This is a genomic window from Pseudogemmobacter humi, assembly GCF_900609055.1.
Classification (GTDB): domain Bacteria; phylum Pseudomonadota; class Alphaproteobacteria; order Rhodobacterales; family Rhodobacteraceae; genus Pseudogemmobacter; species Pseudogemmobacter humi.
Genome location: NZ_UXAW01000033.1, coordinates 36,209 through 62,373, shown reverse-complemented (window position 1 = coordinate 62,373; position 26,165 = coordinate 36,209). Strand labels below are relative to the sequence as shown.

Annotated in this window: 27 protein-coding genes and 2 riboswitches; of the genes, 19 read left to right on the top strand and 8 right to left on the bottom strand. The window is 68.1% G+C overall.

The genetic code is table 11. The features are described 5' to 3' along the window. Nucleotides 1-3 precede the first annotated feature (3 nt). The 9 genes from XINFAN_RS02030 (at nucleotide 4) to XINFAN_RS01990 (ending at nucleotide 9,404) form a co-directional block, all read left to right on the top strand. Nucleotides 4-816, top strand: coding sequence for an ABC transporter permease (locus XINFAN_RS02030; protein ID WP_233352094.1), 813 nt, complete (start codon nucleotides 4-6; stop codon nucleotides 814-816). After that, nucleotides 813-1,562 (top strand): ABC transporter ATP-binding protein, encoded by a 750-nt coding sequence (locus tag XINFAN_RS02025; protein WP_124084823.1) that lies wholly within the window; start codon nucleotides 813-815, stop codon nucleotides 1,560-1,562. The genes XINFAN_RS02030 and XINFAN_RS02025 overlap by 4 nt, the downstream gene beginning before the upstream one ends. Then, on the top strand, nucleotides 1,559-2,749 hold the full coding sequence (locus XINFAN_RS02020) for an NnrS family protein (protein WP_124084822.1): 1,191 nt from the start codon (nucleotides 1,559-1,561) through the stop codon (nucleotides 2,747-2,749). Before XINFAN_RS02025 ends, XINFAN_RS02020 begins: the two co-directional genes overlap by 4 nt. Before the next feature lie 13 nt (nucleotides 2,750-2,762). Then, a complete protein-coding gene (locus XINFAN_RS02015) occupies nucleotides 2,763-3,968 on the top strand; it encodes a M24 family metallopeptidase (RefSeq protein ID WP_124084821.1) in 1,206 nt (401 codons plus the stop codon). 177 nt (nucleotides 3,969-4,145) lie between these two features. Next, nucleotides 4,146-5,750: an ABC transporter substrate-binding protein gene (locus tag XINFAN_RS02010; RefSeq protein ID WP_124084820.1), complete on the top strand. Its 1,605-nt coding sequence runs from the start codon at nucleotides 4,146-4,148 to the stop codon at nucleotides 5,748-5,750. A 61-nt stretch (nucleotides 5,751-5,811) separates the two neighbouring features. Continuing rightward, nucleotides 5,812-6,819, top strand: coding sequence for an ABC transporter permease subunit (locus XINFAN_RS02005; RefSeq protein ID WP_124084819.1), 1,008 nt, complete (start codon nucleotides 5,812-5,814; stop codon nucleotides 6,817-6,819). Next, entirely contained in the window at nucleotides 6,816-7,718 is a 903-nt protein-coding gene (locus XINFAN_RS02000; RefSeq protein ID WP_124084818.1) for an ABC transporter permease subunit, read from the top strand. The genes XINFAN_RS02005 and XINFAN_RS02000 overlap by 4 nt, the downstream gene beginning before the upstream one ends. Nucleotides 7,719-7,722: 4 nt before the next feature. Then, complete coding sequence (locus XINFAN_RS01995; RefSeq protein WP_124084817.1) at nucleotides 7,723-8,562, top strand: ABC transporter ATP-binding protein; 840 nt, start codon at nucleotides 7,723-7,725, stop codon at nucleotides 8,560-8,562. After that, nucleotides 8,559-9,404: an ATP-binding cassette domain-containing protein gene (locus XINFAN_RS01990; protein ID WP_124084816.1), complete on the top strand. Its 846-nt coding sequence runs from the start codon at nucleotides 8,559-8,561 to the stop codon at nucleotides 9,402-9,404. The genes XINFAN_RS01995 and XINFAN_RS01990 overlap by 4 nt, the downstream gene beginning before the upstream one ends. A gap of 211 nt (nucleotides 9,405-9,615) precedes the next feature. On the opposite strand, the gene XINFAN_RS01985 is transcribed toward XINFAN_RS01990, so the two are convergent. Next, a complete protein-coding gene (locus XINFAN_RS01985; protein ID WP_124084815.1) occupies nucleotides 9,616-11,574 on the bottom strand; it encodes an oxidoreductase in 1,959 nt (652 codons plus the stop codon). A 110-nt stretch (nucleotides 11,575-11,684) separates the two neighbouring features. Here XINFAN_RS01985 and XINFAN_RS01980 point away from each other — a divergent pair, with 110 nt between their 5' ends. From XINFAN_RS01980 to XINFAN_RS01955, 6 genes are all read left to right on the top strand, one after another. Continuing rightward, a complete protein-coding gene (locus XINFAN_RS01980; protein ID WP_124084814.1) occupies nucleotides 11,685-12,248 on the top strand; it encodes a helix-turn-helix domain-containing protein in 564 nt (187 codons plus the stop codon). 63 nt (nucleotides 12,249-12,311) lie between these two features. Beyond that, entirely contained in the window at nucleotides 12,312-12,923 is a 612-nt protein-coding gene (locus XINFAN_RS01975) for a dimethylsulfonioproprionate lyase family protein (RefSeq protein WP_124084813.1), read from the top strand. A 28-nt stretch (nucleotides 12,924-12,951) separates the two neighbouring features. Then, a riboswitch (TPP riboswitch) is annotated at nucleotides 12,952-13,058 on the top strand. Further along, nucleotides 13,049-13,660 carry a YkoF family thiamine/hydroxymethylpyrimidine-binding protein gene (locus tag XINFAN_RS01970; protein WP_124084812.1) on the top strand — a complete coding sequence of 204 codons (612 nt, stop codon included), beginning with the start codon at nucleotides 13,049-13,051 and terminating at the stop codon, nucleotides 13,658-13,660. Its footprint overlaps the riboswitch before it by 10 nt. A gap of 18 nt (nucleotides 13,661-13,678) precedes the next feature. After that, nucleotides 13,679-14,425: an ABC transporter permease gene (locus XINFAN_RS01965; protein ID WP_124084811.1), complete on the top strand. Its 747-nt coding sequence runs from the start codon at nucleotides 13,679-13,681 to the stop codon at nucleotides 14,423-14,425. Beyond that, on the top strand, nucleotides 14,418-15,152 hold the full coding sequence (locus XINFAN_RS01960) for an ABC transporter ATP-binding protein (RefSeq protein ID WP_124084810.1): 735 nt from the start codon (nucleotides 14,418-14,420) through the stop codon (nucleotides 15,150-15,152). The genes XINFAN_RS01965 and XINFAN_RS01960 overlap by 8 nt, the downstream gene beginning before the upstream one ends. Next, a complete protein-coding gene (locus tag XINFAN_RS01955) occupies nucleotides 15,149-16,126 on the top strand; it encodes an ABC transporter substrate-binding protein (RefSeq protein WP_124084809.1) in 978 nt (325 codons plus the stop codon). Before XINFAN_RS01960 ends, XINFAN_RS01955 begins: the two co-directional genes overlap by 4 nt. Nucleotides 16,127-16,133: 7 nt before the next feature. Here the strand turns inward: XINFAN_RS01955 and XINFAN_RS01950 are convergent, their stop codons facing one another. Then, the gene (locus XINFAN_RS01950) at nucleotides 16,134-17,435 is read right to left on the bottom strand and encodes an MFS transporter (protein WP_124084808.1); all 1,302 of its coding nucleotides are present in this window, start codon (nucleotides 17,433-17,435) and stop codon (nucleotides 16,134-16,136) included. Nucleotides 17,436-17,493: 58 nt separating this feature from the next. Beyond that, entirely contained in the window at nucleotides 17,494-18,384 is an 891-nt protein-coding gene (locus XINFAN_RS01945) for an NUDIX hydrolase (RefSeq protein ID WP_124084807.1), read from the bottom strand. A 188-nt stretch (nucleotides 18,385-18,572) separates the two neighbouring features. Further along, nucleotides 18,573-18,797: riboswitch (cobalamin riboswitch) on the top strand. 117 nt (nucleotides 18,798-18,914) lie between these two features. Here XINFAN_RS01945 and XINFAN_RS01940 point away from each other — a divergent pair. Then, the gene (locus XINFAN_RS01940) at nucleotides 18,915-19,634 is read left to right on the top strand and encodes an ATP-binding cassette domain-containing protein (RefSeq protein ID WP_124084806.1); all 720 of its coding nucleotides are present in this window, start codon (nucleotides 18,915-18,917) and stop codon (nucleotides 19,632-19,634) included. A gap of 99 nt (nucleotides 19,635-19,733) precedes the next feature. On the opposite strand, the gene XINFAN_RS01935 is transcribed toward XINFAN_RS01940, so the two are convergent. Next, on the bottom strand, nucleotides 19,734-20,150 hold the full coding sequence (locus XINFAN_RS01935) for a GtrA family protein (protein WP_124084805.1): 417 nt from the start codon (nucleotides 20,148-20,150) through the stop codon (nucleotides 19,734-19,736). Further along, nucleotides 20,147-21,961: a hypothetical protein gene (locus tag XINFAN_RS01930; RefSeq protein WP_124084804.1), complete on the bottom strand. Its 1,815-nt coding sequence runs from the start codon at nucleotides 21,959-21,961 to the stop codon at nucleotides 20,147-20,149. The genes XINFAN_RS01935 and XINFAN_RS01930 overlap by 4 nt, the downstream gene beginning before the upstream one ends. A gap of 197 nt (nucleotides 21,962-22,158) precedes the next feature. Between XINFAN_RS01930 and XINFAN_RS01925 the strand changes: the two genes are divergently transcribed. After that, nucleotides 22,159-23,337, top strand: coding sequence for a glycosyltransferase family 2 protein (locus XINFAN_RS01925; protein WP_124084803.1), 1,179 nt, complete (start codon nucleotides 22,159-22,161; stop codon nucleotides 23,335-23,337). A 342-nt stretch (nucleotides 23,338-23,679) separates the two neighbouring features. Continuing rightward, nucleotides 23,680-24,087 carry a sugar transferase gene (locus tag XINFAN_RS01920; RefSeq protein ID WP_160144516.1) on the top strand — a complete coding sequence of 136 codons (408 nt, stop codon included), beginning with the start codon at nucleotides 23,680-23,682 and terminating at the stop codon, nucleotides 24,085-24,087. A 13-nt stretch (nucleotides 24,088-24,100) separates the two neighbouring features. Here the strand turns inward: XINFAN_RS01920 and XINFAN_RS01915 are convergent, their stop codons facing one another. After that, nucleotides 24,101-24,406 (bottom strand): FAD-binding protein, encoded by a 306-nt coding sequence (locus XINFAN_RS01915; protein ID WP_124084801.1) that lies wholly within the window; start codon nucleotides 24,404-24,406, stop codon nucleotides 24,101-24,103. Nucleotides 24,407-24,786: 380 nt separating this feature from the next. On the opposite strand from XINFAN_RS01915, the gene XINFAN_RS01910 reads away from it, so the two are divergent. Next, on the top strand, nucleotides 24,787-25,410 hold the full coding sequence (locus XINFAN_RS01910) for a sugar transferase (RefSeq protein ID WP_124084800.1): 624 nt from the start codon (nucleotides 24,787-24,789) through the stop codon (nucleotides 25,408-25,410). A 4-nt stretch (nucleotides 25,411-25,414) separates the two neighbouring features. Here the strand turns inward: XINFAN_RS01910 and XINFAN_RS01905 are convergent, their stop codons facing one another. Together XINFAN_RS01905 and XINFAN_RS01900 are read right to left on the bottom strand one after the other, a co-directional pair. Beyond that, on the bottom strand, nucleotides 25,415-25,759 hold the full coding sequence (locus XINFAN_RS01905) for a hypothetical protein (protein WP_124084799.1): 345 nt from the start codon (nucleotides 25,757-25,759) through the stop codon (nucleotides 25,415-25,417). A 33-nt stretch (nucleotides 25,760-25,792) separates the two neighbouring features. Then, on the bottom strand, nucleotides 25,793-26,119 hold the full coding sequence (locus tag XINFAN_RS01900) for a hypothetical protein (RefSeq protein WP_124084798.1): 327 nt from the start codon (nucleotides 26,117-26,119) through the stop codon (nucleotides 25,793-25,795). Between the last annotated feature and the right edge of the window lie 46 nt (nucleotides 26,120-26,165).

The window sequence follows — 26,165 nt, the reverse complement described above, 5'->3', positions numbered from 1 at the left end:
GCCATGATCGCCGCCTGCCTTGACCGTCTCTCGCGCCTCGGCCGGTTCCTGTGGTCCGGCTGGGCGGGGCTTGCCGGGCTGTGCCTGCTGGCGGCCCTCTGGCAGGCCGGGCATGAGGCTTACGGCAGTTTCATCCTGCCCGCCCCGGTCGAGACGCTGAATGCCGCCTGGCGCCTCTTGCACGACGGCGCGGCGCGGGATCTGCTGGAGCTGACCACGCTTCGCGCGCTGATGGGCTTCGCTTTGTCGGCGGTGATCGGCGTCGCGCTCGGGGTGGCGGCGGGCTATTCGCCCGCGACCCTGCGGCTGTCGCGGCCGATCCTGACGGTGATCCTCGGGGTGCCGCCGATCGCCTGGATCGTGCTGGCGATGATCTGGTTCGGGGCCTCGGCGCTGACGGTGGCGCTGACCATCCTGATCGCCACCACGCCGGTGGTGTTCATGGGCGCGGTCGAGGGCGTGACCACCCGCGACCGCGGCCTAGACGCCATGGCGCAGGTGTTCGGCGCCGGGCCGCTGCGCCGCTTCACACATGTCGCGGCGCGGCAGATCGCGGGCCATGTGCTGCCCGCGCTGGTGCTGGCGCTCGGCTCGTCGTTCAAGGTGGCGATCATGGCGGAACTGCTGGCGAATGCGGGCGGTGTCGGCGGCGCGCTCGCGCGGGCGCGGTCGATGCTGGACATCACCGATGCTTTGGCCTGGGTCGCGCTGGCGGTGCTGGCGCTGTTCCTGGTGGAATACGGGCTGATCCGCCCGGTCCAGGCCGAGCTGGAACGCTGGCGCGACGCCGCCCGGCCCTGGGGGGTGAAAAGATGAGCCTCCTGTCGCTGTCGCGCATCGGCCACGCCTTTTTCGGCCGCACCGTGCTGGAGGGGATCACGCTGGAGATCGGCGCGGGCGAGGTGGTGGCGCTGGTCGGCCCCTCGGGCTCGGGCAAATCCACCATCGCCCATATCGCCGCCGGGCTGATCGAGCCGCGCGAGGGGCGGATCGCCCGCAGCTACCGCCGCCACGCCATGGTGTTCCAGGAGCCGCGGCTGATGCCCTGGGCCACGGTAGAGCAGAACATCGGCTTTCCCCTGCGCCTGAGCCGCCACCCGCGCAGCACCCGCCGCGCGGCGGCCGGGGCGGCGGCCGAGGCCGCGGGGCTGTTGCCCGCCGATCTGGGCAAATATCCGGTGGAACTGTCGGGCGGGATGCGCCAGCGCACCGCGATTGCCCGCGCCCTGGTGACCGCGCCGGACTTTGTCTATTTCGACGAGCCTTTCACCGCGCTGGACGTGGCGCTGAAGCGGCGGATGCAGGACCTGGTGATCGCCTCCGCCGCCCGCGCCAGTTTTGCCGCGCTGTTCATCACCCATGACCTGATGGAGGCGATCCGCGTCAGCCACCGCATCCTGGTGCTGGACCGCCTGGGCCGCGGCATCGCGGGCGAGCGTCGGCTGGCGGGCGACCCCGGCGCGCGCGACGAGGCCGCGATCTTCGCGCAGCGCCAGGCCTTTCTGACCGGCGACCCGCTGTTCGCCCATATCCACGAGCTGGACGAGAGGTTGCGGCCATGACCCCCCCGCTGCACCGCGTGCTCTCGGACGAGGGGTTTCGGATCTTCTTCCCGCTCGCCGCGCTGCATGCGGCTTTATGGCCGCTGATCTGGACCGGGGTCTGGTCGCTGGACCTGCCTTTCGCGGGCGATCTGCCGCCAGGCGTCTGGCATGGCTATGAGATGGTCTTCGGCTCCTGGGGGGCGGCGCTGATCGGGTTCCTGACCACTGCCGCGCCGGAATGGACCGACACGCGGCGGCTGCGGGGCCGGGCGCTGTGGGTGCTCGCGGCGGCCTGGGGGGTGGGGCGCGTGGCGGGGCTGACCGGCTGGGATCCGCTGCTCTGGCCCGGGGCGCTGGCGGATGCGCTCTGGCTGTTCGCCTTGCCGGGCTATCTGCTGCATCTGTCCTGGCGCAAGCGGACGACGCGGGTGCTGTCCTTCGCGGGCTGGACCTTTGCGCTGGCGCTCGCGGGGATGGCGGCGCGGGTCCATATGATCGCCGGGGATGCCGAACAGGCGGCGACCGCGCTGCGCTTCGCGGGGCTCCAGTTCACCGGGCTGCTGGCCCTCGCGCTGGCACGGATCGCGGTGCCGGTGACGAATATCGTGCTGGACCCGACCGAGACCACCTCGCCGTTCCGGCCGCATCCGGGGCGGCTGAACCTTGCGTCCGGCCTTGTCGCGCTGGCGCTGGCCGGGGGGCTGGCGCGGCTGTCTCCGGCGGTGACGGGCTTTTTGTGGCTCGCCGCCGGGGCCGCCTTCATGGACCGCATGGCCGAGGGCTTCGTCGGGCGCGAGAGCCTGCGGGCCGAGATCCTCGTGATGGGCGCGGCCTCGGGGTTCACCGGGCTCGGGCTGCTGGCTTACGGCGCGGCGGCGCTCGGGGCGCCCTGGGGCGGAACGGCGGCGCTGCATCTGGCGCTGATGGGGGGGCTTGGCCTCGGTGTGCTGGCGGTGCTGGCCATCGCCGGGCGGTTCCACACCGGCCAGAGCCTCGGGCTGAACCCGCTGACCAAAGCCGCCTTCCTGCTGGCAGGCGCGGCAACGGGTTTGCGGGCGCTGCCCGAGATGGGGCTGCTGCCCTGGCCGCCCGGCCCGCTGCATCTGCTGGCGGCGGCGCTGTGGTCGGCGGCTTTCCTCGCCTGGCTGGTAGATTACTGGCCCGCGATCCGCGACCCGGCTACATTGAACGCGCATCAATGCTGAACGGCGATCCGACATGACCGACACCGATTTCGACACCAGTTTCGACGCGGCCCTGCGCCGCTTCCGCCCCGTCACCGCCCCCGCCATCACGGACGCCGAATATGACCAGCGGATCGCCGCTTTGCAGGCGCTGATGCGCGATCAGGGGGTGGGGGCGGTCTGGCTGGATGCCTCGTCCTCGCTGACGTATTTCTGCGGCCATTCGCTGGGCCTGTCCGAGCGGATCCACGGCGCGCTGATCCCGGCCGAAGGAGAGCCGGTGCATGTCAGCCCCGCCTTCGAGGTGCCGAAGCTGGAGCGCCTCTTGCGCCGCCCCGGCCGGATCGCGACCTGGGAAGAGGACGAAGACCCTTACGCGCTGATCGCGGCCGAGGTCGCGGCGCTGTCCGGCCCCGGCGCGACGCTGGCGCTGGACCCGGCCACGCCTTGGGGTTTCGCCGCGCCGATCCAGGCCGCGATGGCGGGCCGCATCCTGCCCGCGCAGCCGCTGATCGCCGCTTTGCGCCAGGTGAAATCCGCGGCCGAGATCGCCATCATCCAGACCGCGATGGACGCGAGTTTCGCGGTGCAGAAAGCGGTCTGGCAGGGGCTGCGCCAAGGCGTCTCGACCACCGAGGTCTGCGCCTTCGTCGACGCCGCGCATCGCGCCCAGGGGCTGAAGCCCTTGTTTTCCACCGCGCAATTCGGCGAGGCCACCGCCTATCCGCATGGCGTGCCCGCGCCGCAGATCCTTGCGCCCGGCGACATGGTGCTGATCGACATGGGGGCGATCCTGCACGGTTACGCATCCGACATCACCCGCAGCTATGTCTTCGGCACCCCCACGCCCCGCCAGCGGGAATTGTGGGAGCACGAGCGCGCCGCCCAGGCGGCCGCCTTCGCCGCCGCGCAGCCCGGCACTCTCTGCGAAGAGGTGGACAAAGCCGCGCGCGATACGCTGATCCGCGCGGGTTTCGGCCCCGGCTATGCGGTGCCCGGCCTGCCGCATCGCACCGGCCACGGCCTCGGGCTGGACATCCATGAAGAGCCCTATATCGTCAAAGGCAACCGGACCCCGCTGGCGCCCGGCATGTGCTTCTCGATCGAGCCGATGCTTTGTCTTTACGGCGAATGCGGCATCAGACTGGAGGACATCATCTGCATGACCGCATCCGGCCCGCGCTGGTTCTGCCCGCCCGCATCCTCTCCTGATCGGCCCTTCGACCCCGGCCCTGGCTGAGCGCAAGCACATAACCTTGCGTCCTGCGCATCAGATTGCCCGGCCCGGGCATGGTTTTCCGGCACTATGAAGTAGAACATCGGCAGTCTGACGGCCTATACAGGCAGAATACAATCCGGGGCTGAACCTCAGAACCGGGAAAAACGACCTCAACAGTGAGTGAAAGGACCCTTCGCAATGAAGCTTCTCTCCCGCAGCCTGATCGCCGCCTCGGCGCTGGCGCTTTATGCCGCCGCGCCCGCCATGGCCAAGACCTTCATCTATTGCTCGGAGGCCTCGCCCGAGGGCTTCGACCCCTCGCCCTATACCGCGGGCGGCACTTTCGACGCCTCGGCGCATCCGATCTACAACCGGCTGACCGAATTCAAGAAGGGCACCACCGAGATCGAGCCGGGCCTGGCCGAAAGCTGGGAAGTCTCGGAAGACGGCACCGAATACACCTTCAGGCTGCGTCAGGGCGTGAAGTGGCATTCCAACGAGAAATTCACCCCCACCCGCGATTTCAACGCCGATGACGTGGTGTTCTCGTTCGAGCGTCAGGCGAATGCCGACCATCCCTGGAACCAGTATATCGCCGGCGTCACCTACGAATATTTCAATTCGATGGACATGCCGAACCTGGTGAAATCGGTCGAGAAGATCGACGATTACACCGTGAAGATCACCCTGACCCAGTCCGAAGCGCCGTTCCTCGCGAATATCGCCATGCCCTTCGCCTCGATCATCTCGAAGGAATATGCCGATACGCTGGAGGCCGCCGGCACCAAAGAGGATCTGAACAACCTGCCCATCGGCACCGGCCCGTTCCGCTTCGTGGCCTATCAGAAGGACGCGGTGATCCGTTACGCGAAGAACGCCGATTACTGGGGCCCGGCCCCGCTGATCGACGATCTGGTCTTCGCCATCACCCCCGATGCCGCGGTGCGTCTGCAAAAGCTGAAAGCCGGCGAATGCCATCTGATGCCCTATCCGGCCCCGGCCGATATCGAGGCGATCAAGGCCGACGGCAACCTGAAGCTGGACGAACAGGCCGGGCTGAACGTGGGCTATCTGGCCTATAACACCACCGTCGCGCCCTTCGATGATGTCCGTGTGCGCAAGGCGCTGAACATGGCGATCAACAAGCAGGCCATCGTCGATGCGGTGTTCCAGGGTCATGCCGAGCCGGCCAAGAACCCGATCCCTCCGACCATGTGGTCCTACAACGACGCGATTCAGGACGACCCCTACGATCCCGAAGCCTCGAAGGCGCTGCTGGAAGAGGCGGGTGTCAGCGGGCTGTCGATGGAGATCTGGGCGATGCCGGTGCAGCGCCCCTATATGCCGAACGCCCGCCGCACGGCGGAACTGATGCAGGAAGACCTGTCGAAGGTCGGCGTCAAGGCCGAGATCGTCTCGTATGAATGGGGCGAATATCTGTCGAAGTCGATGGAGACCGGCCGCAAGGGCGCCGTCATCCTCGGCTGGACCGGCGACAACGGCGACCCGGACAACTTCCTGTCGGTGCTGCTGAGCTGCGCCTCGGCGGTCGAGGGCGGCGCGAACCGCGCCTTCTGGTGCAACGAAGAGTTCTCGAACCTGTTGCAGCAGGCCAAGACCAACCCGGATCCGGCCGAACGCACCCGGCTTTACGAAGAGGCCCAGGTGCTGTTCAAGGAACAGGCCCCCTGGTTCACCATCGCGCATTCCACCCAATATGTGCCGATGCGCGCCAATGTCTCGGGCTTCGTGATGAGCCCGCTTGGCGATTTCACCTTCGAAACCGTCGACATCGCCGAATAAGCAAGATCCAACCGGGCGCGCGGGGACAGGTTCCCCGCGCGCTGCTTATGAAAAGAGACGTATGTTCCGTTTCATCCTTTCCAAACTGCTCTATCTGGTGCCCACCTTCCTCGGGATCACCATCATCGCCTTCAGCTTTCCGCGGCTGCTGGCGGGCGATCCGGTCCTGCTGATGGCGGGCGAGCGCGGGGTGACGCCCGAGCGCCATGCCCAGCTCACCGCGCAACTGGGTTATGACAAGAACATCGTCCTGCAATATTTCGATTTCGTCGGCAGGCTGCTGCATGGCGATTTCGGCCATTCGCTGGTGACCAAAAAGCCGGTGCTGAGCGAGTTCCTCGCGCTGTTCCCCGCCACGATCGAGCTTGGCCTCGTCGCGATCCTGCTGGCCACGCTGATCGGCGTGCCCATCGGCGTGCTGGCGGCGATCAAACGCGGATCCTGGTTCGACCAGATCTCGATGACCGGCGCGCTGGTCGGCTTTTCGATGCCGATCTTCTGGTGGGGCCTTTTGCTGATCATCTTCTTCTCGGGCTACCTCGGCTGGACGCCGGTCTCGGGCCGGATCTCGCTGATGTATTACTTCCCCAATGTCACCGGATTCATGCTGATCGACAGCCTGTTGTCGGGGCAGAAGGGCGCCTTCGCCTCGGCGCTGCACTATCTGATCCTGCCCTCGGTGGTGCTGGCGACGATCCCCTTGGCGGTGATCGCGCGGCAGACCCGTTCGGCCATGCTTGAGGTGATGGGCGAGGATTATGTCCGCACCGCGCGGGCCAAGGGCATGCCGCCGCGCCGGGTGATCGCGGTCCATGCTTTGCGCAACGCGATGATCCCGGTCATCACCACCATCGGCTTGCAGATCGGCGTGCTGCTGGCGGGCGCGATCCTGACCGAGACCATCTTCTCCTGGCCCGGCATCGGCAAATGGATGATCGATTCCATCTCGCGCCGCGATTATCCGGCGGTGCAGTCGGGGCTTTTGCTGATCGCGGGGGTCGTCATGGTCGTCAATCTGCTGGTCGATCTGACCTATGGCCTGATCAATCCGAGGATCCGCAACAAATGAGCGACACCCCGGTCAAACTCTCGGACGCCGCCATCCGCCGCCGCATGCTGGCCGAGTTCTGGTTCTATTTCAGCCGCAACCGCGGCGCGGTGGTCGGGCTGGCGGTCTTCGTCCTCCTGGTGCTGACCGCGGTCTTCGCGGATGTGCTGGCGCCGCACAACCCGACGATGCAATACCGCGACGCGATCCTGGTGCCGCCGTCCTGGGCCGAGGGCGGGCGCCCCGACTTCCTGCTCGGCACCGATCCGGTCGGGCGCGACATCCTCTCGCGGCTGATCAAGGGCTCGCAATATTCGCTGTTCATCGGCATCGTCGTGGTCTCGATCGCTCTGGCCGGAGGCGTGATCATCGGCCTGCTCGCCGGGTTCTTCGGGGGCTGGGTCGATGTGCTGATCATGCGGGTGATGGACATCATCCTCGCCTTCCCCTCGCTCTTGCTGGCTTTGGTGCTGGTGGCGATCCTGGGGCCAGGGCTGACCAATGCGATGATCGCCATCGCCATCGTCTACCAGCCGCATTTCGCCCGCCTGACCAGGGCTGCCGTGATGGGAGAGCTGAAACGCGATTACGTCAGCGCCGCGCGCGTCGCCGGTGCGGGCAATCTTCGGCTGATGTTCAAAACCATCCTGCCGAACTGCCTTGCGCCCCTGATCGTGCAGGCCACTCTGTCGTTTTCGTCCGCCGTGCTGGATTCCGCCGCGCTCGGCTTCCTCGGCATGGGGGCGCAGCCGCCGGCCGCTGAATGGGGCACCATGCTGGCCGAGGCGCGTGAGTTCATCCAGCGCGCCTGGTGGGTGGTGACTTTCCCGGGCCTCGCCATCCTGATCTCGGTGCTGGCGATCAACCTGATGGGCGACGGTCTGCGTGACGCGCTCGATCCGAAACTGAAGCGGAGCTGACGCGATGGCGCTTCTCAACATCCGCAATCTCACCGTCCGTTTCGCCACCGCCACCGGCAGTTTCACCGCCGTGGACGGGGTGGACGTGTCGGTCGACCGCGGCGAGGTTCTGGCCATCGTCGGCGAATCCGGCTCGGGGAAATCGGTCTCGATGCTGGCGGTGATGGGGCTTCTCCCCGACACCGCCACCATCACCGCCGATGAGATGACCTATGACGGGCGCGACATCTCGAACATGACCCGGGCCGAACGCCGCAGGCTGATCGGGCGCGAGATCACCATGATCTTCCAGGAGCCGGTGGCCTCGCTGAACCCGTCTTTCACCACCGGCTTCCAGATCGAAGAGGTGCTGCGTGTCAACCTGGGCCTGTCGAAACGCGAGGCCCGCGCCCGCGCGCTGGACCTGTTCCGCGCCGTCGGCATCCCCGAACCCGAGGAGAAGCTGCGCGCATATCCGCATCAGATGTCGGGCGGGCAATGCCAGCGGGTGATGATCGCCATGGCCATCGCCTCGAAACCGCGCCTCCTGATCGCCGACGAGCCGACCACCGCGCTCGACGTGACGATCCAGAAGCAGATCCTCGATCTCCTGATGAAGCTGCAAGAGGAATACGGCATGGCGCTGATCCTCATCACCCATGACATGGGCGTGGTGGCCGAAACCGCCGACCGCGTGGTGGTGCAATACAAGGGCCGCAAGATGGAAGAGGCCGATGTGCTGTCGCTGTTCGAGGCACCGCAGCATCCCTATACCCGCGCGCTTCTGTCGGCCTTGCCCGAGAATGCCACCGGCGACCGTCTGCCCACCGTGTCCGATTACTACAGCCAGGAGGCCGGGCGATGAGCGTGGTTCTGGAAGGCCGCGGCATCACCCGCGACTATCACGTCCCGGGCGGGCTGTTCGGCGGCGCGAAAACCGTGCGGGCGCTGAAAGGCATCGACTTCAAAGTCGAGAAGGGCAAGACCCTCGCGATCGTCGGCGAATCCGGCTCGGGGAAATCGACGCTCGGCCGCATCGTCGCGCTGATCGACCCGGCGACCGGGGGCGAGCTTCTGATCGACGGCAAGCCGGTCGACATCACCAAAGCCCGCCCCGGCCCCGGGATGCGCTCACGCGTGCAGATGGTGTTCCAGAACCCCTACGGCAGCCTCAACCCGCGGCAGAAGATCGGCAATGTGCTGATGGAGCCGCTGGTGATCAACACAAAAATCCCGGCAGCCGAGCGGCGCGAGCGGGCCGAGGCGATGCTGATCCGCGTCGGTCTGGGCCCCGAGCATTTCAACCGCTACCCGCATATGTTCTCGGGCGGGCAGCGTCAGCGCATCGCCATCGCGCGCGCCCTGATGCTGAACCCGGCGCTTCTGGTGCTGGACGAGCCGGTCTCGGCGCTGGATCTTTCGGTCCAGGCCCAGGTGCTGAACCTGCTGGCGGATTTGCAGGATGAATTCGGCCTGACCTATGTCTTCGTCAGCCATGATCTTTCGGTGGTGCGCTATATCGCCGACGAGGTGATGGTGATCAGCCAGGGCGAGGCGGTCGAGCAGGGCTCGCGCGAAGAGGTCTTCGCGAATCCGCGCCATCCCTACACCCGGCAGTTGTTCGCGGCGACGCCGGTGACCGATGTCGAGGCGATCCGCGCCCGCGTGGCCCGGCGCAAGGCCGCCCGGGGTGCCGTTACGGCCTGATAAGGGACGCGCGCGCCGACCTGAGCGCCCCGACCGGCGACCATCCGCTCTCGGGCGGGCCTCAGTCGCGGATGCTTTCAACTGCGGTTCAGGTCTCAGGCAAACATGGCACCGATGGCGCGCTTGCCGCCGGACTGCGATGGGGTCCTGTTCGCCGTCGCCCGCGCTGGCGGCGGGTCGCGGCTGATGTTCGCGCCGGACGGCCGGGCCGCTACACCGCCCGCCCGGCGAGCATCCCCTCGTAAACCGCTTCCTCCGCGGTGCGCGGCGCCAGGGCGTCGCCGATCTGGTGGTATTCCAGCCCCATCGCCGCCAGATCCGCCGCCAAAGCGTCCTGCGGCAGATGGCCGGTGGCGAGGATCAGCGTCTCCACCCCCTCGAATTCGATCGGCTGCTCAGACGCCGTGTGCTGCATGAACACCGTATCGCCGAAGCTGCCCACCAGCCGGGCGTAGGGCGTGACCCGCACCCCCAGCCGGTGCAGCGCAGCGGCGGTGGTGTCACGCACGTAGAACGGCAGCGCCTCGCCCATATGCAGCGCGCAGACGGCCAGATCGACGCTGCTGCCTTCGCGCGCGCACAGCTCGGCCAGACCCGGCCCGATCCAGTCCGCCCGCCAGTCGGCGACCACCACCCGGCCGCCCACCTTCACCTCGCGGTTCAGCACCTGCCAGGCGGTGACCACCTGCATCTCATTATCGGTCTCGAACGGCGGCACATAGGGCACCGCGCCGGTGGCGAGGATCACCGCCTCCGGCGCGAAGGCGCGGACCGCATCGGCATCGACCGGGTGGCCCCGCCGGATCGTCACCCCCGCCAGCTCGCATTCCCGCGTCAGATTGGTGGCGATGCCGCCGAACTCGGCCCGTTGCGGCAGAAGCTGCGCCAGCAGCGCCTGACCGCCGAGGCGGGGCGCCGCCTCGAACAAGGTCACGTCATGGCCGCGCGCGGCGGCCACCGCCGCCGCCTTCAGCCCCGCCGGGCCGCCGCCCACCACCATCACCCGCCTGCGCGCGGCTGCCAGGGGATGCGCCCCGAACGCCAGTTCCCGCCCGCTTTCGGGATGCTGGATGCAGGAGATCGGCAGGCCGCGATGGAAATGATGGATACAGGCCTGGTTGCAGCCGATACAGGCGCGGATATCGTCGAACCGCCCCTCGGCCGCCTTCGCCGGCATCCTCGGGTCGCAGATCAGCGCCCGCGTCATGCCGCAGACATCGGCCTCGCCCTTGGCGATCACCTGCTCGGCCTCTTGCGGCTGGTTGATCCTGCCCACGACGAAAACCGGGATCGACAAAGCCTCGCGGAACGGCTTCGCATCGGGCGCGGTATAGGCGGCGGAAAAGGCCATCGGCGGCGCGATATGCACCGCGCCCCCATGCGAGGCCGAGGTGCCGAGCGTCACCGAGACGTAATCCATCACGTCCTGAAGGCCCTTCGCGGCCTCCAGCGCCTCGGCCCGGGTCAGGCCGTTCTCGTCCTTCTCGCCCGCCGAGAGCCGCACTCCGATGACGAAATCGTCGCTCGTCGCGGCCCGCATCGCCACCAGCACCTCGCGCAGGAACCGCTGCCGGTTCTCCGTGCTGCCGCCGTAATCATCCCCGCGCCGGTTCACCCTTGGGTTCAGGAATTGCGACGGCAGATAGCCGTGCGAGCCGACCAGCTCCACCCCATCAAGCCCCGCATCCCGCATCCGCCGCGCCGCCGCGGCGTAGCCCGCGACCAGTTCGGCGATCATCGCGCAGTCCATCGCGCGCGGCATCACATGGAACCGCTCGTTCGGCGTGGCCGAGGCCGACCAGGCCACCGCCAGCATGCCGTTCGCGCTCTCCATGATCTCGCGCCCCGGATGGAACAGTTGCGAGACGACCTTCGCGCCATGCGCATGGCACGTCTCCGCCAGCCGCCGGAAGCCCGGGATGCAGTCGTCGCTGGTCGCCATGATCAGATGCGAGGTGTAGCGCGCGGTTTCATGCACGCCCGCGACCTGGGTCACGATCAGCCCGGCGCCGCCCTTCGCCCGCGCCTCCTGATAGGCGATATAGGCGTCGTTCACCAGGCCGTGGTCGGGCAGGCAGGTGTCGTGCCCGCTCGACATGATGCGGTTCTTCAGCACCATACCGCGGATGGTCAGCGGCCGGAACAGGTTGGGAAACAGGGGATCTGACATCGGCTCGCGGTCACTGGCGGATGGGGTCTTTCCCCCTCATCGCAGGGTCAGTAAAAAAATCAACTGAATTTTTTACTGGACCGCCGGGCCCGGGCGGTTATCTTCGCGCGATGCTGTCCGACGACCCGATCCTTGGCGAAAGGCTGCGCCAGTTGCGCAAGCGCCGCGGCCTGACTTTGGCGCGGCTGGCCGAAGGCTGCGGGCTGTCGATCGGCTATCTCAGCCAGATCGAGCGCGACCTGGCCCGGCCCTCGATCGACGCTCTGGTCGCGGTGGCGCGGGAACTGGGCGTGACGGTGCAATGGTTCTTCTCGGGCAACGCCGAGGCCCCGCCGGAAGAGCACGGCTATGTGGTGCGCGCGGCCAACCGGCTGCGGCTCGATTACGACCAGGGCGTGACGGACGAGCTGCTGACCGCGCGGCTGTCTTTGTCTTTGGAGATGATCCTGTCGCATCTGCCGCCGGGGGCCGAGGCGCGCAAAGCCTACAGCCACGAGGGCGACGAGGTGGGGCTGGTGATCTCGGGCCAGCTTGAATTGTGGGTGGGCGAGCGGCATTTCCTGCTGGGGGCGGGCGACAGTTTCTCTTATGCCTCAAGCGAGCCGCACCGCTACCGCAACCCCGGCCCGAGCGAGACGGTGGTGGTCTGGGCCATCAGTCCGCCGAGCTATTAGGCGCGACATTGACAGGCCCCCGCGCCGCCCCCACGTTTCGCACAGGCAAGAGAGGTGCGCGCGATGACCAGACAGGACCGGACCCCCGAGCTTCAGGCTTTCCTCGATGCCGCGCTGGCGGCGTTCGACGCCCATGCGACATCCGATGAGGCGCGCGCCGCGCTCGGCCGGATCCGCGCCGGGCTGGATACCCCCGCGCCGCTGCGCGAGGTCACGCCCGGCCGTCAGCCCACCTGCCGCTGGCTGGAACCGGCGCTGGATCATGCCGCCGAAGCTCCCGGCCTGCGCCCGATGCTCGATGCCTTCCGCGCACTGGAACCCGGGCTGGAATGGAGCTGCGACAAGCCCGACAACCCCACCGCCAGCGAGAATTTTTCCGAAAGCCATGCCGAGGTGATGATCGTCGGCCCGGGCGGGATGGAGCCGCGCCAGGATGTCTGGCTCGGCCTGTCGCTGCTCGCGCCCGGAGTGCGCTATCCCGATCACAGCCACAGGCCCGAAGAGGTCTATCTTGTTCTCTCGGAAGGCGATTTCCGCCAGGGCGAGGATCCCTGGTTCACGCCCGGCCCTGGCGGGTCGTTCTACAACCGGCCCTCGATCCTGCATGCGATGCGCTCGGGCAAAGATCCGCTGTTCGCCTTCTGGGCGCTCTGGAACGAACCCGCCGCCGCTTGACACCGCCCGCGCGCCGCCGCATCTTCCGCCGCATAACCAGGGGTGCTCCGTCCGGGGCTGAGATGCGCGATGCCGCGCGAACCCTTTTAAGCTGATCCGGGTAATGCCGGCGGAGCGAGGGAAACATGTTCATCGGCGCGCAGGTGTCGCTTTATCCGATGACCTCCGATTTCATCGGGGTCATCCTGTCGGGGCTCGAAGCCCTTGCCCCATACCGTGACCGGCTCAGGATCGAGACCGACGACATCTCGACCCTGATGGTCGGCGCGCCCGGGCCGTTGTTCGACGCGATCCGCGATCTGTTCGCCCGCACGGCGCGCGGCCCCGCCCATGTCACGCTGCACGCGACGCTGTCGCGCGGCTGCCCCGGCGAGCCCGACGACCCGATCTGCCGCTGCGAGACCCTGACCCGCGCGCAGGATCTGCCGCTCACGGAACGTCAGGCCCTGGCGCTTGCGGCGGTGCGCGCGGCGCCGGTCCTGGGGGTGGAGATCGACGTGCAGTTCTCGCTCTATGTGATGGGCGAGGACCGGCATATGGACAAGATCTACGGCTGCATCGACTTCGTGAAAACCTCGGGCTGCTTCCTGAAATCGAAGAATTTCTGCACCCGGCTGCGCGGCGACGCCGGCGCGGCGTTCGAGACGGTGCGCCAGGCCTTCCTGCGCTTCGGCCCGGCCGAGGGCCATGTCACCATCGACCTGACGGCCTCGGCCAACAGCCCCAGCCCGCGCTGACCGCCGGAGGGCTTGCCGATGCTGCCGCGCCTTCTGCCGGTGCTGATCCTTGCCGCCTGCCTGCTGGCCGGGTGGGAGGCCTGGTGCCGGATCGCCGAAGTTTCACCCCTGATCCTGCCGCCGCCCTCGGGCGTGGTCCGGGCGCTGATCGCGGAACGCGCCGCCCTCGGCAGCCACGCGCTGGCGACGATGGGCGTCGCCGCCCTCGGCTTTTCGCTGTCGGTGGCTTTCGCCTTCGCCACCTCGGTCGCGCTGCATTTCGCGCCCTGGGCCGCGCGCGGGCTGATGCCGCTGTTCGTCGCCAGCCAGACCGTGCCGCTGGTCGCGCTGGCGCCCCTGATGATCCTGTGGTTCGGCTTCGGGCTGCTGCCCAAAGTGCTGCTGGTGGTGCTGGTCACTTTCTTCCCGATGCTGCTGAGCCTCATGTCCGGCTACCGTCAGACGCCGCCGGCCTTCCGCGATCTGCTGGCCTCGATGGGGGCCGGGCGCTGGACGGTGTTTCGCCGCGCCAGCCTGCCCTCGGCCCGGGCCTCTTTCCTCGCCGGGCTGCGCATCTCGGCCACCTATGCCATCGTGGCGACGATCTTCGCCGAATATGCCGGGGCGCGGCGCGGGATCGGCATCTATATCCTGGCGGCGAAGAACAACTTCCGCGCAGATCTGGTGCTGGCGGCGGTTTTCGTCTCGGCCACGCTGACGCTGGCGCTGCTTGGCGCGATCCGGCTGGCTGACCGTATGACCACGCGCGGGCCGGGCCATGCTTGAGATCCGCAGCCTCACCATCCGGGACGGCCACCGCGAGATCCTGCGCGATCTGTCCCTGCGCCTGCCCGAAAGCGGCGTGACCGCGCTGATCGGCCCCTCGGGCTGCGGCAAGACCTCGGTGCTGAAATGGCTGGCGGGGATCCTGCCGCTGGAGGCGCAGGGCACAGTGACGCTCGACGGTGCGCCGATCTCCACCCCCCACCCCGCGCTCAGCTACCAGCCGCAAAGCGATGCGCTGTTCCCTTGGCTGACGGTGGCGGAAAACGCGGCACTCGGGCTGCGGGTGGCGGGGCTTTCCGCCCGCGCGGCCCGCGCCCGGGTGGCGCCCTTGTTCGCGCCCTTCGGCCTCGCGGGCACTGAGGACATGTTCCCCGCGCAGCTTTCGGGCGGGATGCGCCAGCGCGCGGCCTTTCTGCGCACCATCGTGCAGGACAGCCGCTTCGTGCTGCTTGATGAACCGTTTTCCGCGCTGGATGCCGTCACCCGGCTGGCGATGCAGGACTGGCTGGCCGCGCGCCTCTCCGAGCGCCCGCGCGGCGTTCTGCTGGTCACGCATGATCTGCACGAGGCCACCGGCCTTGCCGACCGCATCCTGGTGATGGCCGCGAACCCCGGCCGCATCATCGCGGAAATCCCCGTTCCCCTGGCCCGCGAAAGCCGCTCCGAAACCGCGCTCGCCCCTTTGCGCGAGCACCTGAAATCCCTGCTGATGGAGAAAGCCCGATGATCCGATCCGTCCTCCTGGCCGCCAGCCTCTCGCTGCCCCTGCCCGCTGTGGCCGAAAGCCTTTCGGTCGCGCTCGACTGGACGCTGAACACCAACCACATCGGCCTTGTCATAGCCCAGGAGAAGGGCTTCTACGCCGACGAAGGGCTGACGGTCGAACTGCTGCCCTATTCCGACACCAGTTCCGCGGCGCTGCTTGCGGGCGGCGCGGCGGATTTCGCCTATCTGACCTCGCTCGGCTTTCTGTCGGCGCGGGCGGGCGGCGCGGATCTGGTCGCGCTCTGGGCGACGATGCAGCATGAGACCGGGCGGCTGGTCTGGAACAGCGACAACGCCGCGATCACCCGGCCCGCCGATCTGTCCGGCAAGACCTATGCCGGGTTCGGCAGCGCCTGGGAGGAGGCGCTGATCGCCGCCATGATCCGTAACGACGGCGGCGAGCCGGTCTGGGACACCGTGACCCTGGGCACCGGCGCCTATGAGGCGCTCGCCAGTGGCGCGGTGGATTTCACGCTGGAGGTGGCGACGTGGGAGGGGGTGAACGGCGAACTGCTCGGCCGTAAGCAATCGGCCTTCCGCTATGCCGATTACGGTATTCCCGACCAGCAGAACGGCTATATCGGCACCCGCGGCGCGGCGCTGGCCGCGGACCCTGCCCGCGCCGCCGCCTTCATGCGCGCGACGCAAAAGGGCTATGAATGGGCCGCCGACCATCCCGGGGAAGCGGCGGAAATCCTGATCGGCGCCGGGGATTTCCCGAACCCGGATCTGGTGCGCGGCTCGATGCGGGCCATCGCGGATGGCGGTTATCTGCGCGACGGCGACACGCCGGTGGGCGCTATCGACCCGGAACGCTTCTCCGCCATGGCGCGCTTTCTGTTCGACAGCGGCGTGCTGAAGGACGCAGGCGGCGCGGCGCTGACATGGCCGGGCGATGTCGCGTCCTGGTATGACCAGGGCTGGATGGCAGAATAAACCGCCGTTACGCCAGCGCCTTGCTGCGGGTCTCGACATCAATCAGACGCGCCAGCAGGGCGGCCAGCAGCAAGAGGCCCGCGAACAGCCCGATGGCGGTGGCCGTGCTCTGGATGAACAGCCAGACCAGCACCGAGGGCGCCAGCAATCCGCCGAGCCGCGCCATCGCCCCCGCCGTGCCCATCCCGGTCGCGCGCGAGCCGGTCGGATAAAGCTCGGGCGTGAAGGCGTAAAGCGCGCCCCAGGTGCCCAGAAGCGCGAAGCTCATCACCATCAGCGCCACGCCGATCAGCATCGGCGAGCTGGAGACCGCGAACATGAGGCAGGCCCCGGCGCTCAGCATCAGGAAAGCGACCAGCGTCGGGCGACGCCCCCAGGCCTCGACCCCCCAGGCCGCCAGCGCGTAACCGGGGATCTGCGCCAGCGCCAGTATCACAAGGAAACCGTAGCCGCGCACGAAGCCGAAACCCTGGGTCGCCAGTTGCGCCGGCATCCAGGTGAAGACGCCGTAATAGCTTATCGACACCAGGAACCAGACCGCCAGCATCAGAAGCGTGCGGCGCAAGAGCGCGGGCGAGAAGATCCCCTCGCTTTGCGCCACCGGCGGCACCAGCGGCGCCGCGCCGAGGCCGGGCTGGCCATTGGTGGTCAGCACCCGGTTCAGCACCGCGCGCGCCTCCGCCTCGCGGCCCTGGCGCAGAAGATGCAGCGGGCTTTCCGGGATCCAGAAGCGCAGGAAGATGCCCACCATCGCCGGGATCGCGGTGACGAAGAAGATCACCCGCCAGACCTCGACCCCGCCCCAGGCGGTGGCGCCCCAGGCGGTCAGCGCCACGATCACCGTGCCCACGGCCCAGAAGCCCTCAAGCATCACCAGCCAGCGGCCGCGGCGCGAGGGCGGCAGGAACTCGGCCATCATCGCGTAATCCACCGGCAGCGTGCCGCCGACGGCCAGCCCGGTCAGGAAGCGCAACACCAGCAGCGTGGTGAAATCCGGCGCGAAAGCCGAGGCGAGGCCGAAAACCGCATCCATCGCCACGGTGGCCAGCAGGATCCGCCGCCGCCCGAAGCGGTCCGCCAGCCGCCCGAACACCGCTGCGCCGATCAGCATCCCCAGGAAGAACAGGCTGCCGGTCTGCAACGCCTCGGGCACGGTCATGCCGAATGTGGCCGCGATCGAGGCCACGGTGAAGCCCACCGCCAGCACCTGCATCGCGTCTGCGGTCCAGACCAGACCGAAGACCCCCAGGAGCCTGCGCTGAAACCGCCCCGTGCCGCCCTGCTCCAGCACCGTATCCACCGCGATCATCGCCCGCTCCCGCTTCCCTGATCATCGGGCCGGATGTAATGCTCAATCTGAGTATATGTCAATTCCTGCTGATCGGCAGCCGCGTCCCGGCCAAAGCGCGGGCCTCCAGCACGGTGGCACGGTAGCGATACAGCATCGCCGGGCGGCCGCGGGTCTCGGCCGCCATTTCGCCGGTCTCCTCGATCAGCTCCTGCTGGTCGATCTGGCGGCGGAAGTTCGACTTGTGCAGCCGCAGCCCGGCCAGCGCCTCGACCGTGCGTTGCAACCGCAAGAGGGTGAAGCTTTCCGGCATCAGCTCGAACGCCACCGGGCGGTATTTGATCTTGGCGCGCAGCCGGGCGATCCCGGTCGCGAGGATCCGCCGGTGGTCTCCGCGCATCGGCAGGCCCAGCCCCGGCAGATCGCGCCGCCCCGCCTCGGGCACCAGACCGGCCTCATAGAGCAGTTCATAGCGTTGCAGCGCCAGATCCTCGTTCCAGCCCTGGCCGTTCAGCCCGAAAGCATAGTCGATCCGCTGCCGCCGCCCGCTCTTGCTCCCGGCCCAGGCCGCCAGCTCGGCGACGATCCGCTCCACCACCGGCGGCACCCCGGCGCGGCGATCCTCCCAGGGGAAATATTCATACCAGCCGTGCCATTCCGGCCGGTCCGCCCCCGGCGCCGGCTGTTCGCGCACCAGCCCGAGATAGCTGATCGAGATCCGCCGCGCCTCGGCCAGTTCGGGATCGCGGTCGCGGTCGGCAAAGGTGTAAAGCTGTTCCAGGAAGCCCACCGGATGGCCGGTCTGCTGCTCGATCCAGTCGCGCAACCCGGCCTGAAGGCTGCGATGCGACGAGACGAACGGCCCCGAGGGCAGCGCCTGGCCCGCCGCGACCGTCATCACGCGCGGTTCCTCATCCGTGACGGCGGCCAGCACCGCGATCAGTTCCGCCTGAGCAATGCCCGTAGCCAATCGAATATCCGCTCTCTGCCAGGTTCCGGGCGGCATCATAGACCGATCCGCCGGGCGGCGCATCCTGCCGGGCGAAGGAATTTGATCATTCGCCCGGCACAATGGCCCGACGCGGGCCGCGACACCGCTGCGAAGATCTGACGCAGCCCGAACCGGCCGCGCGCCCCCTTGACGCAGGGCCGCGGGGTGCGTTTCATGGCCGGGATGGTTCCCGGTCCGGCTCTTTCCGGTCCGGGTGAAAAGGGAACACGGTGCGGCCCCGGGGAAGATCCCGCAGGCCAATGCCGCGACTGCCCCCGCAACTGTAAGCGGTGAGCCTGCCCGATAGCCACTGGCCCATGTTTCCGGGCCGGGAAGGCGGGACAAGGCCAAGACCCGCGAGTCAGGAGACCTGCCATCGCCAGATCTTGAAACACGCCGGGCGGGGTGCCCCGGAAGGAGGCAGCGATGCGACGTTTTCCCACCGGCCGGTCTGCGGCCCGTTTTCCCGGCAGCCGTCTTTCCCGCACCGGCCCGGCGAGGGCCGGGTCATGACGCAGGGTCCCTCCACCCCCGCCATCGTGATGCGCGGCGTCTCTGTCGGGATTGCGGGCGCGGCCGGCGCACTCTGCGATCTGAACCTGCGGCTGGAGCCGGGGAGCCTGCTGGCATTCTGCGCCCCCCGCCCCGAGCGCGAGACGTTCCTTGCCCTGCTCTCGCGCCGGATCGCGCCCGAACGCGGCTCGGTCTGCCTGTTCGGACGCGATCTGTGGCTGCTCGGCCCAGATGAGGCCAGGCGGATCGTCACCCGCATCCGGCCCTGGGACAATGCCGATGCCGGGCTTTCGCCCTGGCAGATCGTCTCGCGCGCCTGCCTGCCCGAGGGCAGGCTCTGGGGCACCGTCAAGGCGCCGCGCGACCGGGACAGGATCGCCGAGGCGCTGCACCGGATGGACCTGACCCGCCAGGCCAGCCAGAACGCGGCCAGCCTGACCGGAGAGGAAAGACAGCGGGTGATGATCGCCCAGGCCCTGGTTCACCGGCCCGGGATCCTGCTGTGCGACCTCTCCTCAGGGGGTTTCCCGGGCTCGGCGGGCGATGCTGGCCGAGGCATGCGCCTGCCGGGCGCGCTGCGCGACGAAGGCGTGACGCTGGTCGTCACCCTGGCCGGGCCGGAATCCGCCCGGGGCGTGGCCGATCTGATCCTTGCCCCCGGCCAGGAGCCGAGCAGCGGCGAAACATATGAAATACCGCTGTCCCTCACCGGATGACCACGGGGGAAGCCCGGAAAAGACGGCGGTTTTATACATTTTAAGTCATAAATCACCGCGTCCGGCGCGGCATGATAACAATTCTATAATCCTGCACTATCAGATGTCGTGATCCCGCGGCCGCCCGTTCGCCGGAAAGGCCACCAGTCGGTTTATCGCGAAGCTCGCCACCGCGGATACGGCCGAGGCTGCCAGGTAAACCAGCGTATCGGGCCAGAACAAGCCGGTGGAAAACAGCGCGCTCGCTCCGGCGACGATGGCCATACCCAGGGCCTGCGCCGCGGCATAGACCGCCAGCGCATGGCGGCGCGGCGTGCTGTCGCGAAAGGTGAACCGGCGCTGGCACCAGAAGGCGGGTGGAACGCAGGCCATGGCGATCAGCACCGCCATCAGGGGCCGCGGATAGGGCAGAACCGAGGTCGCAAGCGCCGTCAGCACCGAATAGACCAGCGCGACCCCGCCCCCCACCAGCAGGAACCGCCCCAAAGTGCTGCGGAGCAACCGCCGCGGGCTCATGGTGCGGCCTCTGCCGGACCGGCCAGCGCGGCCTTGTCCACCTCAAGCAGGATCACCTGTTGCTGCGGATAGTCTGTCGCCACCAGCCAGGGCGGCAGATCGCCCGTCAGCAGCTTCCGGGCATAGGGCAACCCGTTCTCCATCGCGCCATTGCGGCAAAGGGCCAGATAAGCAGCGCCCGAGGCGGCAACGGCCGCGCGCAGCTCCGCCTCTCCCGTGAAGGCGCCGCTTCCGTTCAGGAAAGCCGCATCGCTGCGGTGATAAGGGGCCGAAGTGGCGCTGTGCGGCGTATAAGCGATGATCGCGGTTCCCAGATTGGTGCCGGAAAACACCGTCGAAGGCGGCAGTGCGGCGATTTCCGCCATGCTTTCCGGGTTGCGGCACTCTGCCGGATCCGGCCCGGCGGCAGTTCCGCCCCCGGCGACGGCGGGCGGCGCGGTCAGCCGCAGGAATTGCACGATACCCGCCTCGATGGTCAGCGGCATCGACAGAAGCAGCATCACCGCGGCCGGAGCGCGCAGCCGGCTGTCGCGCGGCAGGCCGGCAAAGGCACCCACCACCACGCCCGCCAGCAGCGGCACGACCGGGGCCATCAGATTGGCCGCCCGGATCTGGGTCAGCGCAAAGCCCATCCCCACCCCCGCCACCACCAGCGCAAGCGTCAGCGCGAAACGCTGATCCGGGCTCAGCCGGGCGCGCATCCGCCACCCCACCACCAGCGCCATCGCAAGCGTCAGCACCACCGGCAACAGCGAGCGGATCACCATCGGCGCCTTGTCCCGCAACAGGTCGGGGACCGAGCGCGCCTCGGTGATCTGGCTGTCGATGATCCGGCGCGCCTCGGGGGTGACATCGGCATAGGGCCCGGCCAGACAGGGGCCGAGCAGCGGCCAGGCCAGCGCCAGCCCAAGGCCCGCCACCACCGTCAGCGCCGCCAGCCGCGCGGGCCAGCCGGGCAGCCAGCGGCGCGGCAAGAGCGGCAACAGGCTGGCCGTCGCCCCCACCGCAAGCAGCGACAACAGGGGCGTCGCCAGCACATCGCAATGGCGCAGCCCCCAATCCCGGGCCGGCACCTGCCCGGCCATCAGAAGCGGCGCCGCCAGTCCGATCGCCAGCGCGAAAGCGGCCAGCCAGCGCCCGGCCATCCCGCCTCCGAACACCCACCGCAGCGTGACCATGGCCCAGATCAGCAAGAGGACGGGCAGCATCTCCAGCCCGATGGCGAAAGAGAATGCCGCCGCCACCCCGGCCAGAGCGCCGTAAAGCCGGGGCCGCCCCGGCAGGACCGCCAGGAAGAACACCGCGGTCGCACATAGAATCTGCATGTTGTGATGGTCGATCCGCCCCGGCGCGAACTCCACCACGAATTTGCGCCAGGTCAGCGCCATCACCACCGCCCCGACGGCCGCGGCAGTCCCGAACAGCCGCGCGGTGCCGAGGGCCGTCAGCAGGATCATCAGGCAGGCCAGCAGCACCGGCCACACCGTCATCGCCAGCAGCTCGGCCTCGCCCTGCGGCAGGAACCACGAGGCCGGCACCAGGATCGCGGCGATTCCGGCGTCGATATAGCGCGACCAGTGCAGCGAGATCCCCTCGGGCGGCAGCACGCGGTATTGCTGATGGTCGAACCAGTTCTGGCCCGCCAGCCAGTCGCGGATCACCACGAGGCGCATCAGATCGTCGTTGTCGCCCTGCATCACCTGTTCGGAGAGCCGCGCCATCCCGGTCCAGGCGTTGAGGATCACCAGCACGACCGCGCCGATGCAGATCAGCCAGACCGGAGGAATGACCTGGAATGGCGCGCGCCTCATCTCGTTTCCACTTTCAATCTTATCCCGGCGAAACATCGGACATCCCCTTGCAACCGGAAACAGCCATCTTTGTGGCGCGAATGAACCGCTTCTGCGGCGGCCAGGCCGGAATACCCTGATGGCGCCGGGAAAGCGTCCCATTTTCGGCATATTCGGCGGCTCATTTCGGGGGAAAGCAACCGCACCGGACTCCGGCCATGACCGAACTGACGATCCTGATGCCCTGCCTGAACGAGGCGGAGACGCTTGAGACCTGCATCCTCAAGGCGCAGGGCTTCCTGGCCCGCACCGGCATCGACGGCGAGGTGCTGATCTCGGACAACGGCTCGACCGACGGCAGCCGCGAGATTGCCGAACGGCTGGGCGCCCGCGTCGTGCTGGCGCCCCGGCGCGGCAATGGAATCGCGCTTTCCACCGGCATCGCCGCCGCCCGGGGGCGCTTCGTCATCATGGGCGACAGCGACGATTCCTACGATTTCTCGCGCCTCGACGCTTTCGTCGAAGAACTGCGCAAGGGCGCCGATCTGGTGATGGGCAACCGCTTCCTCGGCGGGATCGAACCCGGCGCCATGCCGCTTTTGCACAAATACCTCGGCAATCCGGTGCTGTCCTTCATCGGCCGCACGCTCTACCGCGCGCCGGTGGGCGATTTCCAGTGCGGGCTGCGCGGCTTCCGGCGCGACGCGATCCTTGGGCTGAGCCTGATCACCGAGCAGCTTGAATTCTGCCCCGAGATGGTGATGCGCGCCGCCCTGGCCGATCTGAAGATCGTCGAAGTGCCCACCACGCTGAAGCCCGACGGCCGTTCGCGCAAGCCGCATCTGCGGACCTGGCATGACGGCTGGCGGCATCTGAAGCTGCTTCTCACCTTCGCGCCGTTCAGCCTGTTCCTCTACCCGGGCCTCGCTTTGCTCGGGCTTGGCGCTGCGCTGTTCGCTCCGCTGATGTTCGGGCCCCTGCATCTGGGCGCGGTCTCGCTTGACACCGGAGCGCTGATCTTCGCCGCCGCCTTCATCATCACCGGCTTTCAACTGGTCTGGTTCCACGCTTTGGCGCGGCTGTTCGCGGTGCGCACCAACCTTCTGCCGACCTCGCCGCGGTTCGAGGCCCTGCGCGCCCGGCTTTCGGTCGAGGCCGCCTGCCAGGCCGGGGCCTTCTTCCTGCTGATGGCCTTCGTCGCCACGGCGATTTCGGTCGGGTTCTGGGCCTCGACCGGCTTCGGCGCCATGGATCCCGGGGCAATCACCCGCTCGGCCGCGCTGGTCGCGGTGCTCTCGGCGCTTGGCATGCAGTCGGTGACCAACGGCTTCCTCTGGGGCCTGCTGAACCAGCGCAGCCGCCCGGCCGCCGCCGATCCGGTGTTGCAAAACGCCTGAGTGCGTTCGCGGCCATAACTCCGCGCGGCAACTCCCTGACCACCCGTTGCGCCTGCTCTTCCGGCCAGGCCAGCCCGGCGCCAGATGGCGGCGGGGGTGGCCCCGGCAGGGGGAAAGCTGCGCCGCCAGCGCCCCGTATTGCGGGCGGGTGACAGCGCGGCAATAACGCAGCGTCATTCCGGCCCCCGCAACGGCCTTTGCACACAGCGCCCGATAGACACGAATCGCGGGCTGCTCTAGCACCCTCGCAACAGCCGGAGGATGGCCCTCCTGCGGATCGGAAGCCGGGATCCCAGACCCGGCAAGGTAACAGGTGCATCGGTGTCATTCCGGCTGAGCAGATTGAAAACCAGGGCGCTGGACCTTGGGCTTGTGCTTCTGGTGCTGCCCATTGTCGTGCCGTTCCTGATCGGGCTGGCGCTGATGGTGCGGCTGAGCAGCCCGGGGCCGGTGCTTCTGCGACTGGACTGTCAGGGGCCGGACGGGCGCAGCTTCCGGCAATACCGTTTCCGCAGCGTCCATACCGACGCCCGCGCCCGCCAGTTCCGGGCGCTGACCGATCCCGGCGCGGCACCGGGCGGCGATCCGCGGCTGACCGCTGTGGGGCGGATGATGATCCGCTCGGGACTGAACCGGCTGCCGCAGGTGGTGAACGTGCTGTTGGGCCAGATGTCGTTCTTCGGCCCCGAAACCGCGCAGGCCGGGATTCGACCGGGCATGTCGCAAGGCGGCTTCTGGCGCGGCGCCTGACCCGGCGACGGGGTCAGCCCTGCGCGTTGCGCGGCCGCAGCCCGGTATCGCGCAATTCGGGAAAACGCTGGAAAGTGCGGTCCTCTTCGCGCAGCGAATCGGTCAGCGCCAGCAGATCCTCCTCGATCTCTTCGGCGAAACCGCGACCGGCCGGATCGGCATCGCGCCCGGTTCCAAACAGGCTGAGCAGCGAAAAGGCGAGATTTGCCGTGATCGCATAGCACAGAATCATGACGAAGAATCCGCCCCCCAAAGCCCAGGCCACCAAGGCGGCCGCCAGCCCCGCAAGGCCGCTTCCAACGATCAGCACCGCTGCCATTTCGCTATCCCTTTCATGTTTCGCCCTTTGCGCGGCGGGATGCGCGCAGAGCCTCACGGAGAAAACCTGCCGGGGGAGAGGTCCGAGAGCGCCACACAACCCCCGGATGCAGAACACCGCCCAAATCTGGCGAAACCTTGTCATGAAAGAGCCGATGGTCTGTCATCAGCCGCATGTCGCCGATTCGCATGCCAGGGGGGCCGGCCATGATGCACATCCGCCCACCACGCGAACGGATGTTACGCAAAACCGGCCTGAATGAACGCAGTGTTTCCCCTCGGACGCGTCTTAGGATTTGAAATTAACCAGATGAACAATTATTTCCTGCTTTAGATTATAAAGGCGCCCCGGCGCTGCACGGTTCTGAACAGGATCATTTCATGACGGCTCCCGGACGATCGCCGGAGGAGAGTCCTTTCCAGGGAAAGGGTGCTGCGCATGCGGCTCTCAAGCGTGGGCTGGATCTGTTCCTGGCGCTGACCGGGCTGATCATGGCGCTGCCCGCCATGATCGTCATCGCGGTGCTGATCCGGGCATCTGGTCCGGGGCCGGTGGTTCTCGGGCTGTCCTGCGCGGGGCGAAACGGAAAGGTCTTTCGCCAGCTGCGGTTCCGCATCGTCCATGCCGATGCGGCAAAGCGCCTGCGCCCGCCGGTGAAGCCGGGCCGCGATCCGCGGCTGACCGGCATCGGCGCCTTTCTGGTAAGCAGCGGGCTGAACCGGCTGCCGCAGATCCTGAATGTGCTGAAGGGCGATATGTCCTTTGTCGGGCCGCGCCCGATTCCGGTGGCCCGGCTGGATCGCGGCTCTCCCGTCACCCGCCTCATCCTGACGGTGCGGCCGGGCATCCTGACCCCCGAGAGCCTGCATCCAGACCAGGGCCCGCAGGCCGAAACCGACCGGCAGGCGCTGGCGCTGGCCTATGCCGCGCATCCCGGCCTGCCGACCGATGCGCGGATCGTGGCGCGCTCGCTGGTGCGCCTGCTGCGCCCGCGCTCTTCCTGACGCCTCAGCGTCTGTGCCGCAAGGTCCGTTCGGACGCGGCGATCCGGTCGAGCTCCGCCCGCATCCTGAGCAGCCGGAACAGCGAACTGCCGTCGCTGGCGGCAAGCGCCATCCTGCGGGCCTCGGCCTCCTGGAGGGCGGCCAGATCCTCGCGGATCCGGGCCTCGGTCAGCGGGTTTTCCCCGATGCCGTCCTCGACGCGCAACCGCGCCATCAGCCAGAGGCTGAGCAGGTTGCCCGCCACCACATAGACGATCAGCGAAGCCAGCAGGCCAAATCCCATCAGCCAGCTGCCAAGCCCGAAAACCAGTCCGAAAACACCTCCGAACACAATCGCGACGATCATCATCTGACTTACTCCCGTTTCGTATTGCCCCCGGTTTCAGCGCGACGAGGCATCAACCCCGCATTCCCGGCATGCGGCGAGATCGGCCTCGATCTCATCCAAACGCCCGGGCATTGTGTAAGTTCCCTTCAGACAGACCCTCAGACAGGCCAGGCCGAAGGCGGCCTGCCCCGTCACCAGCCCGGCCACCACCGACCACAGCGGGCCCGCCTGCCAGGAATAGAAGGCCGCAAGCCCACCGAGAACCGCCGCGCAGACGCATACCAGCACGCAGGCCGGTGCGATCGGGCAAAGCGAGGCCGTCCCGGTTGCCGGAACGGTGCGGGCATTGCCAGGGATCTGTCGGTAGTCGGTCATAAGCATCAGGTGGTTCGTTGCCTTAACATTCAGCTGCGGTCACCGGAGAACC

Bases quoted from the DNA above. Each gene is read 5' to 3' on its own strand.
- XINFAN_RS02020 (WP_124084822.1), top strand. From the start codon at position 1,559: ATGACCCCCCCGCTGCACCGCGTGCTCTCGGACGAGGGGTTTCGGATC.
- XINFAN_RS02005 (WP_124084819.1), top strand. From the start codon at position 5,812: ATGTTCCGTTTCATCCTTTCCAAACTGCTCTATCTGGTGCCCACCTTC.
- XINFAN_RS01940 (WP_124084806.1), top strand. From the start codon at position 18,915: ATGACGCAGGGTCCCTCCACCCCCGCCATCGTGATGCGCGGCGTCTCT.
- XINFAN_RS01930 (WP_124084804.1), bottom strand. From the start codon at position 21,961: ATGAGGCGCGCGCCATTCCAGGTCATTCCTCCGGTCTGGCTGATCTGC.
- XINFAN_RS01905 (WP_124084799.1), bottom strand. From the start codon at position 25,759: ATGATGATCGTCGCGATTGTGTTCGGAGGTGTTTTCGGACTGGTTTTC.
- XINFAN_RS02025 (WP_124084823.1), top strand. From the start codon at position 813: ATGAGCCTCCTGTCGCTGTCGCGCATCGGCCACGCCTTTTTCGGCCGC.
- XINFAN_RS01995 (WP_124084817.1), top strand. From the start codon at position 7,723: ATGGCGCTTCTCAACATCCGCAATCTCACCGTCCGTTTCGCCACCGCC.
- XINFAN_RS01960 (WP_124084810.1), top strand. From the start codon at position 14,418: ATGCTTGAGATCCGCAGCCTCACCATCCGGGACGGCCACCGCGAGATC.
- XINFAN_RS01935 (WP_124084805.1), bottom strand. From the start codon at position 20,150: ATGAGCCCGCGGCGGTTGCTCCGCAGCACTTTGGGGCGGTTCCTGCTG.
- XINFAN_RS01915 (WP_124084801.1), bottom strand. From the start codon at position 24,406: ATGGCAGCGGTGCTGATCGTTGGAAGCGGCCTTGCGGGGCTGGCGGCC.
- XINFAN_RS01985 (WP_124084815.1), bottom strand. From the start codon at position 11,574: ATGTCAGATCCCCTGTTTCCCAACCTGTTCCGGCCGCTGACCATCCGC.
- XINFAN_RS02015 (WP_124084821.1), top strand. From the start codon at position 2,763: ATGACCGACACCGATTTCGACACCAGTTTCGACGCGGCCCTGCGCCGC.
- XINFAN_RS01980 (WP_124084814.1), top strand. From the start codon at position 11,685: ATGCTGTCCGACGACCCGATCCTTGGCGAAAGGCTGCGCCAGTTGCGC.
- XINFAN_RS01965 (WP_124084811.1), top strand. From the start codon at position 13,679: ATGCTGCCGCGCCTTCTGCCGGTGCTGATCCTTGCCGCCTGCCTGCTG.
- XINFAN_RS02030 (WP_233352094.1), top strand. From the start codon at position 4: ATGATCGCCGCCTGCCTTGACCGTCTCTCGCGCCTCGGCCGGTTCCTG.
- XINFAN_RS01900 (WP_124084798.1), bottom strand. From the start codon at position 26,119: ATGCTTATGACCGACTACCGACAGATCCCTGGCAATGCCCGCACCGTT.
- XINFAN_RS01970 (WP_124084812.1), top strand. From the start codon at position 13,049: ATGTTCATCGGCGCGCAGGTGTCGCTTTATCCGATGACCTCCGATTTC.
- XINFAN_RS01925 (WP_124084803.1), top strand. From the start codon at position 22,159: ATGACCGAACTGACGATCCTGATGCCCTGCCTGAACGAGGCGGAGACG.
- XINFAN_RS01910 (WP_124084800.1), top strand. From the start codon at position 24,787: ATGACGGCTCCCGGACGATCGCCGGAGGAGAGTCCTTTCCAGGGAAAG.
- XINFAN_RS01975 (WP_124084813.1), top strand. From the start codon at position 12,312: ATGACCAGACAGGACCGGACCCCCGAGCTTCAGGCTTTCCTCGATGCC.
- XINFAN_RS01990 (WP_124084816.1), top strand. From the start codon at position 8,559: ATGAGCGTGGTTCTGGAAGGCCGCGGCATCACCCGCGACTATCACGTC.
- XINFAN_RS01950 (WP_124084808.1), bottom strand. From the start codon at position 17,435: ATGATCGCGGTGGATACGGTGCTGGAGCAGGGCGGCACGGGGCGGTTT.
- XINFAN_RS01955 (WP_124084809.1), top strand. From the start codon at position 15,149: ATGATCCGATCCGTCCTCCTGGCCGCCAGCCTCTCGCTGCCCCTGCCC.
- XINFAN_RS02010 (WP_124084820.1), top strand. From the start codon at position 4,146: ATGAAGCTTCTCTCCCGCAGCCTGATCGCCGCCTCGGCGCTGGCGCTT.
- XINFAN_RS02000 (WP_124084818.1), top strand. From the start codon at position 6,816: ATGAGCGACACCCCGGTCAAACTCTCGGACGCCGCCATCCGCCGCCGC.